Genomic DNA, 14,463 nt, shown 5'->3' with positions numbered 1-14,463 from the left:
ACAGAGTCAAGACCCGAAGAGAGGCCCGATGGCGACAACATCCCAGCCGCAGCGGCGCAAACGGGTTGACGGCGAGCTGTCCCGTGAGCGCATCCTCGACGCCGCCTCCGAGATCGCCGCCGAGCGCGGCTACGAAGGCACCAGCATCGCCCTGGTCAGCGCTAAGTGCGAGCTGCCCGCCAGCTCGATCTATTGGCACTTCAAGAACAAGGACGACCTGATCGCCGCCGTCATCGAACGCAGCTTCGCCAGCTGGCTCAACGCCTGGCGGGTCCCCGACGACGGCACGGCACACGAGCGAGTTCAGGGGTTGGCGATGCAGATCGCCAAGGCCCTACTGGAATCACCGGACTTCATCCGACTCGGACTGATGCTGGCACTGGAACGCCGGCCCATCGAGGCGCGAGCGCGGGCGATGTTCATCCAGGCCCGCACCCAGACGGCCGTTGCGCTGACCCAGACGCTGAGCGAACTCACCCCGGGGCTCACCGAGACCCAGATGCGTCAGCTGGTCACCTATGCGATCGCGGGCGCTGACGGCCTGTTCATCGCCAACGAAGTCGACGACGCCGCCGTGGACCTCATCGAGATGTTCGATATGCACGCCAATGCCCTCTACAGCACCGCGCTGCGCCTGCTCGCCGAGAACGCCGGACAATGACTCTGCACAGCACCCAGGGGGCGCACCGAGGTGAACACGTCGGTAGGTCAACCCAGCCGATCATCAAAGTCGCGGACCTGGCGTGGCTGGAGTTCGAAAAGCCCGACCTGGCGCGAGCCGAGGAGTTTGCCCACGCATTCGGGTTCGCCACCGCACTGCAGACCGAGCGGGAACTGCACCTACGCGGCACGGACGCCGCCGAACCGTGCGTGATCATCCGACGCGGGAGCCGAAACCGTTTTCACGGCATGGCGTTTCGCGCACAAGACACGGCGGATCTGACTCGGTTGGCATCCGCGACCGACGGCCGCATCACCCCGCTGCCGGAATCACTCGGTGGGGCGAGCGTCGACCTGCTCGATCCCAACGGCCTGAGCGTTCGGGTCGTATCGTCCACCCACCAGCTCGACGCCCTACCGGCGCAAACCCCGCAGAGCTTGAACTTCGGCCGCGATCTGCAGAGAGTCAACGCCCCCCAGCGCCCCCCGCGCTCACCGGCGATCGTGCAACGCCTCGGACACCTGGTACTGCAAAGCACCCGATACCTTCAGACGCTCAACTGGTACCTGGACACCCTCGGGATGATCGTCAGCGACTTTCAGTACTTCCCCGGGCAGCGCGATCGTGGACCGACCATGAGCTTCATCCGTTGCGACCGGGGCAGCACCCCGGCCGACCACCACACCCTGGCGATCGCACTGGGCCCAGCCGACCGCTATATGCATTCGGCGTACCAGGTCTGCGACCTCGACGCGCTGGCCGCCGGCGGCGAGTACCTCAAAGACATGGGATATCAACGGTCTTGGGGAGTCGGCCGACATATCCAGGGCAGCCAGATCTTTGACTACTGGCGTGACCCCGAAGGTTTTCTGGTGGAACACTTCACCGACGGTGACATGTTCGACAACACCGTGGAACCAGGCTGGGCGCCCTTCACCGCGTCCGGGCTGGCTCAGTGGGGACCGCCAGCCAGCAAGAACTTCCTCGGCACCGAGGTGCGCACGGCGCCCCATGAGGCGAGCGCGATCCTGGCCGCATTGCGCGGCGACAACGAGTTCGACGTCCGCCGTCTGGCCGGCCTACTGAAAGTTGCCTCCTCATGACCGTTTCCGTACTTCGCACCGCCGAGGGCTGGTGGGTGCGCACCCCGGCCGGAGCCGCCCGGATCGACACACGCGCCACCACCACCGGGGCGCTGTTGGCCGATCGGGCCGCCATCGAAGCCGCTGCGAGCAGTCACGACGTCGTCCCGGTCGAGGGCCTTGCCCTGCTTTCCCCGGTGACAGCGCCGTGCCGGGTGATCGCCCAGATGACCAACTTCGTCTCGCATATCAAAGACGCCGGCATGAACCCGGCGTCGGTGCCGCTGACCTTCTTCCGCAAGTCCTCCGCGTCGATCACCGGCCCGTTCGACGACGTGGTCAAGCCCAGCCATGTCCGCCTGCTCGACTACGAGGTCGAGATCGGCCTGGTCATAGCTCGTGACATCCCGGTCGGTGCAACGATTTCCGAGGCCGACCTGCCGCAGCTGATCGCCGGCCTGGTGGTCACCAACGACGTGTCGGCCCGCGACGTCCAACTGCCGCAGACCCAGTTCTACGAGGCCAAGTCCTACCCCGGATTCACCCCGGTCGGCCCGGCGCTGGTGCTGCTCGGCGCCGCAGACTGGGCACGTTTCGGGCAGTTGCGCCTTCGCCTGGCGGTCAACGGCGAGATTCGGCAGGACAGCACTGTGGACGGCGACATGCTGTATCGGCCCCTGCAAGCCCTGCAGAGCCTGACTCGGTTTCAGAATCTCACGCCCGGAGATCTGATCCTGACCGGCACCCCGGCCGGCACCGCGCTCAGCGCCCCACCCAAGCCGATCGAGATCCTGGGCTCCTTGCTGCCGCCGGCACTGAAGTGGAAGGCCTTCTTCAAGCGGCAGGCCGGCAATCCCCGCTACCTGCGCGACGGCGACATCGTCGAGGCCGGCGTGGCAACCGATGACGGTGCGATCGACTTGGGCACCCAACGCAACACCGTGCGCTACGCCGCCGCGGCAGCCGGCCGATAACGCAAAGGGCTGCGACCCCCAGTGTCGTTGAACGACAACGCCGAACGTGCAACCAGTGCGGAAAATCTGCGGGATCTTCGCACCAGATGCACGTTCGGCGCAGGTAAAGCGTCAGGCCGACGGCCTAAACACGACTAGGCGACGTTCTCCTCGTCCTCGTCCTCGACCATGCTGCCCAGGCGTCCAAGGATGATCTCCTCGGCTTCGGACACCATCCGCGACACCAGTTCGTCGACGGTCGGGATGTCGTTGATGAGTCCCATCGCGGTGCCCACCGTCCAGATCCCGGCGTCGACATCGCCTTCGTCGAAGACGCGGCGACCGCGCACACCGGCCACCAGCTCTTGGACGTCGGGGAACTGACCGCCGTTCTTGAGGATCTCCACGACCTCGCGGGACACCGCGTTGCTGGCCACCCGAGCGGTGTTGTGCAGCGACCGGAAGATCAGCTCGGTGCCGCGCTCGTCGCCGGCGACGATGGCTTCCTTGACGTTTTGGTGGATGCAGGACTCCACGGTGCACATGAACCTCGAGCCCATGTTGACGCCGTCGGCGCCCAGAGCCAGCGCCGCGACCAAGCCGCGGGCGTCGGCGAAACCGCCGGAGGCGATCATCGGGATCTCGATCTGCGCCGCGGCAGCCGGGATCAGCACCAGGCCCGGGATGTCGTCCTCACCCGGGTGACCGGCGCATTCGAAGCCGTCGATGCTGATGCCGTCCACGCCCAGGCTCTGCGCCTTGACCGCGTGCCGCACCGAGGTGCACTTGTGCAGCACCTTGATTCCGTTGTCGTGAAACATCGGCAGGTGCGGCGCCGGGTTGGAGCCGGCGGTCTCGACGATCTTGATGCCGGCGTCGACGATGACCTGGCGGTACTCGTCGTAGGGCGGCGGGTTGATCGCCGGCAGGATGGTCAGGTTGACCCCGAACGGCTTGTCGGTGAGATCCCGGGTCTTGGCGATCTCGTTGGCCAGGTCGGCCGGCGTCGGCTGGGTGAGCGCGGTGAGGAAACCCAGCGCTCCGGCGTTGGCGACCGCCGCCACCAGCTCCGCGCGACCCACCCATTGCATGCCGCCCTGGGCGATGGGGTGCTCGACCCCGAACGTCTCGGTGAACTTCGTTGTAATGGCCATAAGGACTCCTAGCTCTGCTTGATGCTCTTCGCGCAACCGCTCATCGGGGTGCCATCCGGATGGCACCGTCGAGGCGGATGACCTCGCCGTTGAGCATCGGGTTGTTGATGATGTGCTCGGCCAGGGCGCCGTACTCGTCGGGGTCACCGAGCCGCGACGGGTGAGGCACCTGCGCACCCAGCGACTTCTGCGCCTCCTCGGGCAGCGAGCCCAGCAGCGGCGTCTTGAACAGGCCCGGAGCGATGGTGCAGACCCGGATCAGTTCACGCGACAGGTCACGGGCGATCGGCAGCGTCATACCGACCACGCCGCCCTTGGACGCCGAGTAGGCGGCCTGCCCGATCTGGCCCTCGAACGCCGCGACGGACGCGGTGTTGATGATGACGCCACGCTCGCCGTTGATCGGCTCGGTCTTGGCGATCCGCTCGGCCGAGAGCCGCAGCACGTTGAACGTGCCGATCAGGTTGACCTGGATGATCTTGCTGAAGGCATCCAGCGGGAAGGCGCCGTCCTTGCTCAGCGTCTTGATCGCGTTGCCGATTCCGGCACAGTTGACGTTGATCCGCACGGGGCCAAGAGATTCCGCGACGTCCAGGGCCGCGCCGACCGCCTCGGGGTCGGCCACGTTGGCTTCCACGAAGCGAGCCCGGTCACCGAGCTCGGAGACCACGTCCTCGCCCTTGAGGTCGATCACCACGACCTGGCCACCCGCATCCAGCAGGCGTTTGGCCGTCGCCAGTCCCAACCCGGAGGCACCGCCGGTGACAACGGCTACCGCGTCCTTGATCTGCACTCTCTTGGCCCCTCTCAATCCCAACCGTCTGGTTGGTCGGGACTATACCCAGTCGCTCAGGATGGACTCGTTGTCGGCTCCCAGAACGGCAGGCGGCGTCGGGACGTCGGGAACGCTGCGGGAGAACCGCGGCGCCGGCATCGGCTGCAAGTAACCGTCGACGTCGTAGAACGTGTCGCGCTCGGTGATGTGCGAATCTGCCTGCACCTCGTTGAAGGCCAACACCGGCGCCACGCAGGCATCGGAGGTGGCGAACACCTTGGCCCAGTGGTCCCGGTCGTGGGCGGCGAACGCCGCGGTCAGCTTCTCCCGCAGCACCGGCCAACCACTGACGTCGTTCTGCGCCGGCAACTCGGCGGGGTCCAGCTCCAGCTTGGCCAGCAGTTCGGCGTAGAACTGCGGCTCGATCGAGCCGACGGACACGTACTTGCCGTCGGCACATTCGTAGGTGTCGTAGTAGGGCGCACCGGTGTCGAGCATGTTGACACCACGCTCGTCGCTCCACAGCCCCTGCGAGCGGAAGCTCCACATCATCGCCGAGAGCACGCTGGCCCCGTCGACCATCGCCGCATCGATCACCTGGCCCTTGCCGGAACGCTGCAGCTCCCACAGCGCGGACAGGATGCCGACCAGCAGGAACATCGACCCACCGCCGAAGTCACCGGTCAGGTTCAGCGGCGGCACGGGGCGCTCCCCCTTGCGGCCGACGGAGTGCAAGGTGCCGTTCAGCGAGATGTAGTTGATGTCGTGGCCGGCCTGTTGGGCGCGCGGGCCGGTCTGTCCCCAGCCGGTCATCCGGCCGTAGATCAGCCGCTCGTTGACCTTGGCGCAGTCCTCCGGGCCCAGACCGAGTCGCTCGGTGACGCCCGGCCGGAAACCCTCGATCAGCACATCGGCCTTGGCGACCAGCTGCAGCACCAGGTCGCGGCCCTCCGGCGACTTCAGGTCGGCGGTCACCGAGCGCCGGTTGCGCAGCATGGTGTCCTTGCTGGCCCCGCCACCGAATTTCGGCGGTCGCTCCACGCGGACCACGTCAGCGCCCAGGTCGCCGAGGATCATCGCTGCGTGCGGTCCCGGTCCGATCCCGGCCAGTTCGATGACCCGCAGCCCCGCCAGTGGTCCCGCCATATCTGCCTCCTCGTCGTGTGCCTGTGTGATGTGCATCCTAGGGTGAGGGCCATGACTGCAATCGACTCCGGCATCGACACCCTGGCCCCGGTGGCGGGCGTGTCCGTCACCTTGACCGACGGGGTGCTCTCGGTGACCATCGACCGCCCCGAGAGCCTCAACTCGGTAACCACGTCAGTGCTGGCCGGTATCGCCGACGCCATGGAAGCCGCCGGGCGCGACCCGCGGGTGCGCGCGGTGCGGTTCGGCGGGGCGGGGCGCGGCTTCTGCTCCGGCGCCGGGATCAGTGCCGAAGATGCAACCGATGAACTGGCAACCGAGATCATCGTCGAGGCCAATCGTGCGATCCGGGCGATCGTCGCGTTGCCGCGGCCGGTGGTGGCCGTCGTGCAGGGCCCGGCGGCCGGTATCGGTGTGTCGCTGGCGCTGGCCTGCGACCTGATCGTGGCCTCGGACAAGGCCTTTTTCCTGTTGGCATTCACCAAGATTGGGCTGATGCCCGACGGTGGCGCCTCCGCACTGGTTGCCGCGGCCGTGGGCCGGACCCGCGCCATGCGGTTGGCGCTGCTGGCCGAACGACTGTCGGCCGCCGACGCCCTGGAATGGGGCCTGATCAGCGCGGTGTACCAGGCCGAGCAGTTCGACGCCGAGGTGGACAAGCTGCTGGCCGACTTGCTGGCCGGCCCCGCCGCGGCGTTCGCCAAGACCAAGCACGCCATCAACACTGCGACCCTGACCGAGCTGGATGCCACCCTGGACCGCGAATACGTCGGGCAGTCAATCCTGTTGAACGCCCACGACTTCCGTGAGGGCGCCCGCGCCTTTCAGGAGCGGCGCTCCCCCAATTTCACCGACTCCTGAGATCGGTGCCTACATCCCGAAGATCGGGGGTAGCGCCAGCACCATCACCAGCCCCCACACCAGGTGGGTCAGCACCGGAGCCAGCACTCCACCGGTAGCGCGGCGCTCGAGGGCGCAGACGGTACCGAGCACCAGCGCGGCCACCCCCACCATGAGGTTGCCCGCGGCCATCATCGCCGCGACGTAGAGCAGGGTGGAAAACACCAGCGGGGACCGGCGACCGAACGCACTGAACAGTGCGCCGCGGAAGAACAACTCCTCGGCGATCGCGTTGACCAGGGCGATCAGCACCACCAGCCGCCAGGAGACTTCGGTGGTGTAGGCCAAGATCGCGACCACCTGATCGGCCATCGGCGGAATGTCTTGTACCGCAAGCCCGCCCAGCAGGAACACCCCGCCGAGCACCAGGCCCACACCGGTACCGGTGAACACCGGCCGCTCGTTGCGTCCGCGGAACCGCAACACGCCCAGGTGCAGCGGGCCGGCCACCACCGCCCCCACCGTCCAGACCACCGCCAACACCAGCGACAGCCAGTAGAACGCCGCATCGCCTGGAAGTTTGCTGTGCATGGCGGCCAGTACCGCGGCGCCGATCACCACGACCACTCCGACGACGGCACGCCGCCGCTGCACCACTGCCCGTGGCTCGTGATAGGGCAGGGCGACCTTGGTCATGATGTCGGTGATCTCACGCAGCAGGCCGGGGCGGGTTGGACTGATCTGGGTCATGCAGGACGTCCCCTCAGCGGCGGGTTGTGCAACGTCCCTAAAACGTAGCGGCGAAACGGCGGCCGGTGGCCCGAATGCGTTAGTTCGCTCGATGGACTTCGATCAAGCGCCGGTATGCCGCGGCATTGTGCCGATTGTTACGGACCTCGGCCTCGCTCAGGTCGCGCCGCACCCGTCCCGGCACCCCCGACACCAGTGACCGCGGCGGCACCACCATCCCCTGCGGGATGACGGCACCGGCCGCGACCAGCGAGCCCGCCCCCACCACGGCGCCATTGAGGACGATCGCTCCCATGCCGATCAGGCAGTCGTCCTCAATGGTGCAACCGTGCAGCACCGCGTTGTGCCCGACGCTGACGTGCGCCCCCACTCGGCAGGGGAACTCCTTGTCGACGTGGACGGTCACGCCGTCCTGGATGTTGGTGTCGATCCCGATCTCGATCGGCTCGACCTCGGCGCGCAGTGTCGCCGAGTACCAGACGCTGGCCCGAGCGGCCAGGCTGACCTGGCCGATCAGGCTGGCGTTGGGCGCCACCCAGGACTCCGGGTGTAGCTGCGGGGCGCGCCCGCGGATGGAGATGAGAAGCGGCTCGGGCACGCCGCTCAACGCGCCTTCCACACTGGTGCGCGCTTCTCGGCGAACGCCCGGGGGCCCTCCTTGGCGTCCTCGGACCGCAGCACAGCGGAGAACTCCCGGCCGGTGCGAGCCCAACCGTCCACTTCGCCGGGGATGGCGCCGTCGTCGACGCCGTAGGCGATCCGCTTGCTGGCCCGCACCGACAACGGCGCGTTGACGGTGATCCGTTCGGCCAACTCAAGTGCTGCCTCCAGCGCTCCGCCGTCCTCGACCACCCGGTTGACCAGTCCCCAGCGGGCCGCGTCGGCCGCCGAGATGGGCTCCCCGGTGTAGAGCAGCTCCAGGGCAACTTTGCGGGGCAGCTGATCGATGATGCGGAACACCCCGCCGGCACCGGCGATCAGACCGCGCTTGACCTCGGGCAGCCCGAATTGGGCGCGCTGCTCGGCGATCACCAGGTCGCTGGCCAGCGCGATCTCGGTGCCGCCGCCCAGCGCGGTGCCGTTGACCGCCGCGATGACGGGCTTGTCGATGAAGTGCTGCACGAAGCCGGCGAAACCCCACTCCGGGTGTTCGGGGTGGTAGATGTTCTCCCGGTTGGCGATCGCCTTGAGGTCGGCTCCGGCACTGAACGACTTGTCGCCGGCTCCGGTGAGCACTACCGCGCGCACCTCATCGTCGTCTTGAGCCTGCGCCAAGGCGTCGCCGATGCCGGCACTGACGGCGCCGTTGATCGCATTACGGGCGTCGGGCCGGTTGATCGTGATCAGCAGGACGTTCCCGCGCCGCTCTACCAGAACGGCCGCGTCACTCACAGCAGCACCAGTACTCACAGCAGCTCCAGGATGGTCGCGTTGGCCTGGCCGCCGCCTTCGCACATGGTCTGCAGTCCGTAGCGAATTCCGTTGGCGCGCATGTGGTAAAGCATGGTGGTCATGATCCGGGCACCGGAGCCGCCGAGCGGGTGACCCAGCGCGATCGCACCGCCGTTGGGGTTGAGCTTCTTCGGGTCGGCACCGAGTTCGGCGAGCCAAGCCATGGGCACCGGGGCGAAGGCCTCGTTGACCTCGAACACCCCGATGTCGTCGATGCTCAGGCCGGAGCGCTGCAGCGCCTTCTGGGTCGCCGGGATCGGCGCGGACAGCATCATCACCGGGTCGGCACCGGCCAGCGTCGCGGTGTGCACCCGGGCCAGCGGGGTCAGGCCCAGTTCGCGCGCCTTGGCCGCCGACATGAACAGCAGCGCCGCCGAGCCGTCGGAGATCTGGCTGGAGTTACCGGCGTGGATCACGCCGTCCTCCTTGAAAGCGGGCTTGAGCTGGGCCATCTTCTCCAGGGTAGTACCGCGGCGGATGCCCTCATCCTCGCTGATGACGTTGCCCTCGGGGTCCGTGATCGAGACGATCTCGTCCTTGAACGCGCCGGCGTCCTGTGCGGCACCGGCCTTTTCGTGCGATGCCAGCGCGAACTCGTCGAGCGCGGTACGGCTCAGGCCCCACTTGGTGGCCATCATCTCCGCACCGATGCCCTGGTTGGGGGTCTGGCTGTAGCGCGCCTTGAAGGAGTCCCCGTACGGACGGCCACCGTTGGCCAGCGAGGAGCCCATCGGGGTACGCGACATCGACTCGACGCCGCCGGCGACCACGACGTCGTAGTGTCCGGCGACCACACCGGCGGCGGCAAAGTGCACCGACTGCTGGCTGGAGCCACACTGGCGGTCCACGGTCACCGCCGGCACCGTCTCCGGCCAGCCCGCGCTCAGCACCGCCGTGCGGCCGATGTCCAGGGCCTGCTCACCGGCCTGCATGACACAGCCCCAGATCACGTCGTCGACCAGCGCCGGGTCCACGCCTGCCCGGTTGACCAGCCCGTTGAGCACCTGGGCGGACAGCTCGGCCGGGTGTACCCCGGACAGTCCGCCGTTGCGCTTGCCGATCGGCGCGCGCACCGCTTCGACGATGACGGCTTCAGCCATGGGTGCTCCTTTATCAATTCGGGGTCTTGTTGCCTCGATTGTCGACGGGCGCGCTCGGCCGGCGTCAGCGGGGGTCACTCCGGGGGCTCCCGCGTACCGTCGGATCCATGGCACGCATCGTGATCATCGGCGGCCACGGCAAGATTGCCCTGCTGCTGGCCCCCATCCTCGCCGCCCGCGGCGATCAAGTCAGTTCGGTGTTCCGCAACCCCGACCACGCCGAAGAGGTCGCGGTCACCGGTGCGGTCCCGGTGGTGGCCGACATCGAGCAGCTCGACACCGACGGTCTCGCCCGACTCATGGCAGACCACGACGCGGTGGTGTTCTCCGCCGGCGCCGGCGGCGGAAACCCGGCACGCACCTACGCCGTCGACCGTGACGCCGCCATTCGCAGCATCGACGCCGCCGCGAAAGCCGGTGTGCGGCGCTTCGTGATGGTGTCCTACTTCGGCGCGGGCCCCGATCACGGCGTTCCCGAAGCCGATCCGTTTTATCCGTACGCGCAGGCCAAGGCCGCCGCCGACGCCCACCTACGCGCCAGCGACCTGGACTGGACGGTGCTGGGCCCCAGCCGGCTGTCTCTCGACCCGGCTACCGGCAAAATCGCCGTCGGTCCCGACACGGCTAAAGGCCAGGTCTCTCGCGGCAACGTCGCGTTGACGATCGCGGCCTGCCTGGCCGACAAGTCGACTATCGGCCGCACCGTCGAGTTCAACGACGGCCAGACCCCGATCCCGGAGGCACTCGCGGCCGGTCGAGCCGAGTAATCTCGATCACGCAACTGGTTTGCCGTTGTCGCCGCCAGGCGGCCTCGGCATCGAGCGCACCGCAGTTTACGCAGTTTTCCGTGGAGCGCAAGAGGGAACCCGGTGAGAATCCGGGACTGTCCCGCAGCGGTATGCAGGAACGACCGCCGTCATAAGCACTGGTCACGGGTTAGCCCACCGACTGGGAAGCGACGGCCATTAGGTGCACCTCGGTGCGCGCCTGCGAGTCCGAATACCTGCCCGTTGTGCTGGGCGCGCCGCGCCCGGCGGATCAACGCCTCGCGGAATAGGCGTCTGGTTTTGAGGGTTATAGTGCTTTATATATAGGCACGGGACCGGATCAGCTGGGCGGCTGCTGGCGTTGACCCACCCTCGTCGATTGAAGGATCAAATCGTGACCGTTCAACCTTTTACCGCCACCGTTCTCGGCTCACCGCGAATCGGACCGCGCCGCGAACTCAAGCGCGCCACCGAAAGCTACTGGGCCGGAAGGATCGGCCAGGACGAGCTGAAGAAGGTGGCCGCTGGCCTGCGCCGGGACACCTGGGCTCAACTGGCCGCCGCGGGGCTCGACTCGGTACCGGTGAACACGTTCTCCTACTACGACCAGATGCTCGACACCGCGGTACTGCTGGGGGCACTCCCGGCCCGGGTGGCCGGCGTCGCCGACGAGCTCGACCGCTACTTCGCCGCCGCCCGCGGCAACGCCGAGATCGCTCCGCTGGAGATGACGAAGTGGTTCGACACCAACTACCACTACATCGTTCCGGAGATCGGCCCGGACACGACGTTCTCCCTCAACCCCGCCAAGGTGCTCTCCGAGCTCGCCGAGGCCAAGGAGCAGGGCTTCGGCGGAAACGTGGCCCGACCGGTGATCATCGGCCCGGTCACGTTCCTGTTGCTCAGTAAGGCCGTCGGCGGTGCGCCGGCGCCGATCTCGCGTCTCGAAGAGCTGACCGACGTGTACGCCGAGCTGCTGGCCAAACTGGCCGACGCCGGCGCGGAATGGGTGCAGATCGACGAGCCGGTGCTGGTGACCGATATCTCCGCGGACGCCCCGGCCCTGGCCGAGCAGGTGTACAGCCGCCTCGGCGGGCTGAGCAACCGGCCGGCGATCTTCGTGGCCACCTACTTCGGTGACCCCGGCGCCGGGCTGCCCGCGCTGGCCAACACCCCGGTCGAGGCGATCGGTGTGGACCTGGTCTACGGGCCCAACACCGCTATCGCATCGGTCCCCCAACTGGCCTCCAAGATTCTGGTCGCCGGGATCGTCGACGGCCGCAACATCTGGCGCACCGACCTGCAGGCCGCGCTGGCCAAGTTGGCGTCACTGCTGGGCCCCGCCGGGGCGGTGGCTGTCTCTACGTCGTGCTCGACGCTGCACGTGCCCTACTCGCTGGAGCCCGAGACCGGCCTGGACGACGCACTGCGCAGCTGGCTGGCGTTCGGCGCCGAGAAGGTGACCGAGGTGGCCACCCTGGCCCGCGCCCTGCGTGAGGGCCGGGACGCGGTCGCCGCGGAGATCGCCGCGTCCAACGCCGCGGTCGCCTCCCGCAAGTCCGACCCGCGACTGAACAACGCGGCGCTGCGCGCCCAGATCGCCGAGATCCGGGCGGCCGGTATCCAGCGCGGTTCGGCCGAGGCACGCCGCGCCGCCCAGGACGAGCGGCTGCACCTGCCGCCGCTGCCGACCACCACCATCGGTTCGTTCCCGCAGACCGTGGAGATCCGCAAGGCCCGCGCGGCCCTGGTGGCCGGGGAGATCAACGAAGCGGAGTACACCGACCGGATGAAGGCGGAGGTCGCCGCCGTCATCAAGTTGCAGGAGGACCTCGGGCTCGACGTGCTGGTGCACGGCGAACCGGAACGCAACGACATGGTGCAGTACTTCGCCGAGCAGCTCGAGGGCTTCTTCGCCACCAGCAACGGCTGGGTGCAGTCCTACGGCAGTCGCTGCGTGCGCCCGCCGGTGCTGTTCGGCGACGTGACGCGGCCCAAGCCGATGACAGTTGATTGGGCCACCTACGCCCAGTCGCTGACCGACAAGCCGGTCAAGGGCATGCTCACCGGTCCGGTGACCATCCTGGCCTGGTCGTTCGTCCGTGACGACCAGCCGCTGGCCCACACCGCCTACCAAGTGGCGCTGGCGATCCGTGAGGAGACGGTGGATCTGGAGTCCGCCGGCATCGCGGTGATCCAGGTCGACGAGCCCGCCCTGCGCGAGCTGTTGCCGGTGCGCGACGCCGACAAGGCGGCCTACCTGGATTGGGCGGTCGGTTCGTTCCGGATGTCCACCTCGGGCATCTCCGACGCGACGCAGATCCACACCCACCTGTGCTACTCGGAGTTCGGCGAGGTGATCGGTGCGATCGCCGACCTGGATGCCGACGTCACCTCGATCGAGGCGGCGCGCTCGCACATGGAGGTGCTCGACGACCTGAACGCGATCGGCTTCTCCAACGGGGTGGGACCGGGTGTCTACGACATCCACTCGCCACGCGTGCCGAGCGCCGACGAGATGGCTGCTTCGCTGCGCGAGGCGCTGGATGCTGTTCCGGCGCAACGCCTCTGGGTGAACCCCGACTGCGGTCTCAAGACGCGCAAGCCCGACGAGGTGACGGCATCGCTGGCCCATATGGTTGCCGCGGCCAAGGAAGCCCGCACCGGCCTGTGACCGTCTGACATGTTGCGCCCCAGAGCCATTTCTGGGGCGCAACATGTCCTTTCCATGAGAACGGAGTCCCCTGGTGCCGTTGAACACCATCGCACTGGAATTGGTGCCGCCCAACACCGATCGTGGGTGTGAGCACGCCCGCGAAGAGGCCTACAAGGTCCTGCAGCTCTCGGACCAAGCGGGTATCGCGGGCCGGATCGGTCACGTCATGATCCCCGGGCTGATCCCCGAGGACGACGATCGGCCGATCGAGATGAAACCCAAACTCGATGTCCCGGAATTCTGGTCGACAATCCGTCCCGAACTGCCCGGCGTACGTGGACTGTGCACGCAGGTGACCGCATTCCTCGACGAGGCGGCGCTGCGGACGCGACTGGTAGGCCTGCGCCAGGCCGGGTTCGACGGAATCATCTTCGTCGGTGTCCCCCGCACGCTGAACGACGGTGAGGGCGGCGGCGTCGCACCCACCGACGCGCTGTCGAAGTTCGACGATCTCGTCGACAACCGGGGCGTCATCCTCATCCCGACCCGGGACGGCGAGCGCGAACGCTTCGACTTCAAATGTGACCGGGGTGCCACCTTCGGGATGACGCAGCTGCTCTACTCGGACGCGATTGTCGGATTCCTTCGCGACTTCAAGAACGTCAGTGATCACCGGCCCGAGGTCCTGTTGTCGTTCGGCTTCGTGCCAAAGATGGAGAGCAAGGTCGGGCTGGTCGATTGGTTGATTCAGGATCCGGGCAACGAGGCCGTCGCCGCCGAACAGGCCTTCGTCCGGACTCTGGCCGCAGGCGAACCCGACGCCAAACGCCGGCAGCTGCTCGATCTGTACAAGCGGGTCATCGACGGCGTGGCCGAGTTGGGCTACCCGTTGAGCCTGCACTTCGAGGCTCCCTACGGCATTTCGAGACCGGCATTCGACACCTTCGCCGAGATGCTCGCCTACTGGTCGCCGCACGCGTAAACCGGCAACAGCCGTGCCGGCGCCGCCAGATCTGTTGGAAATGGCAGTAATTCACCGGCATTTCAAGTGGGGTCTCGTCGGCGTTCAGCTGGTCGCCGCCTACCGGACCTACCTTCGAGCGTGAAGGGGAGTAGTTCCTACCCGC

Annotated in this window: 14 protein-coding genes and 1 riboswitch; of the genes, 7 read left to right on the top strand and 7 right to left on the bottom strand. The window is 67.6% G+C overall.

Going from position 1 to position 14,463, the window contains the following annotated elements; translation table 11 throughout:
- Positions 1 to 28: 28 nt before the first annotated feature.
- Genes MJO54_RS06450 through MJO54_RS06440 form a run of 3 tightly spaced genes read left to right on the top strand, consistent with a single transcriptional unit; the run spans position 29 to position 2,717 of the window.
- Positions 29 to 661, top strand: coding sequence for a TetR/AcrR family transcriptional regulator (locus MJO54_RS06450; protein WP_046284405.1), 633 nt, complete (start codon positions 29 to 31; stop codon positions 659 to 661).
- Positions 658 to 1,764, top strand: a complete 1,107-nt coding sequence (locus tag MJO54_RS06445) for a VOC family protein (protein WP_105294510.1) — start codon at positions 658 to 660, stop codon at positions 1,762 to 1,764. The genes MJO54_RS06450 and MJO54_RS06445 overlap by 4 nt, the downstream gene beginning before the upstream one ends.
- A complete protein-coding gene (locus tag MJO54_RS06440; protein ID WP_240175764.1) occupies positions 1,761 to 2,717 on the top strand; it encodes a fumarylacetoacetate hydrolase family protein in 957 nt (318 codons plus the stop codon). Before MJO54_RS06445 ends, MJO54_RS06440 begins: the two co-directional genes overlap by 4 nt.
- Positions 2,718 to 2,851: 134 nt before the next feature.
- Here MJO54_RS06440 and MJO54_RS06435 read toward each other — a convergent pair whose 3' ends face one another.
- The 3 genes from MJO54_RS06435 to MJO54_RS06425 are packed head-to-tail and all read right to left on the bottom strand — an operon-like array spanning position 2,852 to position 5,771.
- The gene (locus MJO54_RS06435) at positions 2,852 to 3,850 is read right to left on the bottom strand and encodes an NAD(P)H-dependent flavin oxidoreductase (RefSeq protein ID WP_046284408.1); all 999 of its coding nucleotides are present in this window, start codon (positions 3,848 to 3,850) and stop codon (positions 2,852 to 2,854) included.
- Between the two features lie 40 nt (positions 3,851 to 3,890).
- Positions 3,891 to 4,643, bottom strand: a complete 753-nt coding sequence (locus MJO54_RS06430; protein ID WP_065153648.1) for a 3-hydroxyacyl-CoA dehydrogenase — start codon at positions 4,641 to 4,643, stop codon at positions 3,891 to 3,893.
- 42 nt (positions 4,644 to 4,685) lie between these two features.
- Positions 4,686 to 5,771 (bottom strand): CaiB/BaiF CoA transferase family protein, encoded by a 1,086-nt coding sequence (locus MJO54_RS06425; protein ID WP_046284419.1) that lies wholly within the window; start codon positions 5,769 to 5,771, stop codon positions 4,686 to 4,688.
- Between the two features lie 51 nt (positions 5,772 to 5,822).
- Between MJO54_RS06425 and MJO54_RS06420 the strand changes: the two genes are divergently transcribed.
- Positions 5,823 to 6,632 (top strand): enoyl-CoA hydratase, encoded by an 810-nt coding sequence (locus MJO54_RS06420; RefSeq protein WP_105294508.1) that lies wholly within the window; start codon positions 5,823 to 5,825, stop codon positions 6,630 to 6,632.
- A 9-nt stretch (positions 6,633 to 6,641) separates the two neighbouring features.
- On the opposite strand, the gene MJO54_RS06415 is transcribed toward MJO54_RS06420, so the two are convergent.
- From MJO54_RS06415 to MJO54_RS06400, 4 genes are all read right to left on the bottom strand, one after another.
- Positions 6,642 to 7,361: a CPBP family intramembrane glutamic endopeptidase gene (locus MJO54_RS06415; RefSeq protein ID WP_105294507.1), complete on the bottom strand. Its 720-nt coding sequence runs from the start codon at positions 7,359 to 7,361 to the stop codon at positions 6,642 to 6,644.
- Between the two features lie 79 nt (positions 7,362 to 7,440).
- Positions 7,441 to 7,959, bottom strand: coding sequence for a gamma carbonic anhydrase family protein (locus MJO54_RS06410; protein ID WP_065153677.1), 519 nt, complete (start codon positions 7,957 to 7,959; stop codon positions 7,441 to 7,443).
- Positions 7,960 to 7,964: 5 nt separating this feature from the next.
- Complete coding sequence (locus MJO54_RS06405; protein ID WP_240175763.1) at positions 7,965 to 8,753, bottom strand: crotonase/enoyl-CoA hydratase family protein; 789 nt, start codon at positions 8,751 to 8,753, stop codon at positions 7,965 to 7,967.
- 14 nt (positions 8,754 to 8,767) lie between these two features.
- Positions 8,768 to 9,913: a thiolase family protein gene (locus MJO54_RS06400; RefSeq protein ID WP_046284413.1), complete on the bottom strand. Its 1,146-nt coding sequence runs from the start codon at positions 9,911 to 9,913 to the stop codon at positions 8,768 to 8,770.
- Between the two features lie 107 nt (positions 9,914 to 10,020).
- Between MJO54_RS06400 and MJO54_RS06395 the strand changes: the two genes are divergently transcribed.
- The 3 genes from MJO54_RS06395 to MJO54_RS06385 all read left to right on the top strand — a co-directional run bounded on the left by MJO54_RS06395 (position 10,021) and on the right by MJO54_RS06385 (position 14,318).
- Positions 10,021 to 10,680, top strand: coding sequence for an SDR family oxidoreductase (locus MJO54_RS06395; RefSeq protein WP_105294506.1), 660 nt, complete (start codon positions 10,021 to 10,023; stop codon positions 10,678 to 10,680).
- Between the two features lie 44 nt (positions 10,681 to 10,724).
- A riboswitch (cobalamin riboswitch) is annotated at positions 10,725 to 10,938 on the top strand.
- Between the two features lie 121 nt (positions 10,939 to 11,059).
- On the top strand, positions 11,060 to 13,354 hold the full coding sequence (metE, locus tag MJO54_RS06390; protein WP_396877507.1) for a 5-methyltetrahydropteroyltriglutamate--homocysteine S-methyltransferase: 2,295 nt from the start codon (positions 11,060 to 11,062) through the stop codon (positions 13,352 to 13,354).
- Positions 13,355 to 13,427: 73 nt separating this feature from the next.
- On the top strand, positions 13,428 to 14,318 hold the full coding sequence (locus MJO54_RS06385; protein WP_240175762.1) for a mycobacterial-type methylenetetrahydrofolate reductase: 891 nt from the start codon (positions 13,428 to 13,430) through the stop codon (positions 14,316 to 14,318).
- Positions 14,319 to 14,463: the final 145 nt, after the last annotated feature.

It is taken from the genome of Mycolicibacter virginiensis (assembly GCF_022374935.2).
In the GTDB taxonomy this organism is placed as follows: domain Bacteria; phylum Actinomycetota; class Actinomycetes; order Mycobacteriales; family Mycobacteriaceae; genus Mycobacterium; species Mycobacterium virginiense.
This window is presented reverse-complemented; position numbering and strand designations above follow the sequence as displayed.

Excerpts from the sequence above, each read along its gene's own strand:
- MJO54_RS06450 (WP_046284405.1), top strand. The coding sequence starts at position 29 with ATGGCGACAACATCCCAGCCGCAGCGGCGCAAACGGGTTGACGGCGAG.
- MJO54_RS06445 (WP_105294510.1), top strand. The coding sequence starts at position 658 with ATGACTCTGCACAGCACCCAGGGGGCGCACCGAGGTGAACACGTCGGT.
- MJO54_RS06440 (WP_240175764.1), top strand. The coding sequence starts at position 1,761 with ATGACCGTTTCCGTACTTCGCACCGCCGAGGGCTGGTGGGTGCGCACC.
- MJO54_RS06435 (WP_046284408.1), bottom strand. The coding sequence starts at position 3,850 with ATGGCCATTACAACGAAGTTCACCGAGACGTTCGGGGTCGAGCACCCC.
- MJO54_RS06425 (WP_046284419.1), bottom strand. The coding sequence starts at position 5,771 with ATGGCGGGACCACTGGCGGGGCTGCGGGTCATCGAACTGGCCGGGATC.
- MJO54_RS06420 (WP_105294508.1), top strand. The coding sequence starts at position 5,823 with ATGACTGCAATCGACTCCGGCATCGACACCCTGGCCCCGGTGGCGGGC.
- MJO54_RS06415 (WP_105294507.1), bottom strand. The coding sequence starts at position 7,361 with ATGACCCAGATCAGTCCAACCCGCCCCGGCCTGCTGCGTGAGATCACC.
- MJO54_RS06400 (WP_046284413.1), bottom strand. The coding sequence starts at position 9,913 with ATGGCTGAAGCCGTCATCGTCGAAGCGGTGCGCGCGCCGATCGGCAAG.
- MJO54_RS06395 (WP_105294506.1), top strand. The coding sequence starts at position 10,021 with ATGGCACGCATCGTGATCATCGGCGGCCACGGCAAGATTGCCCTGCTG.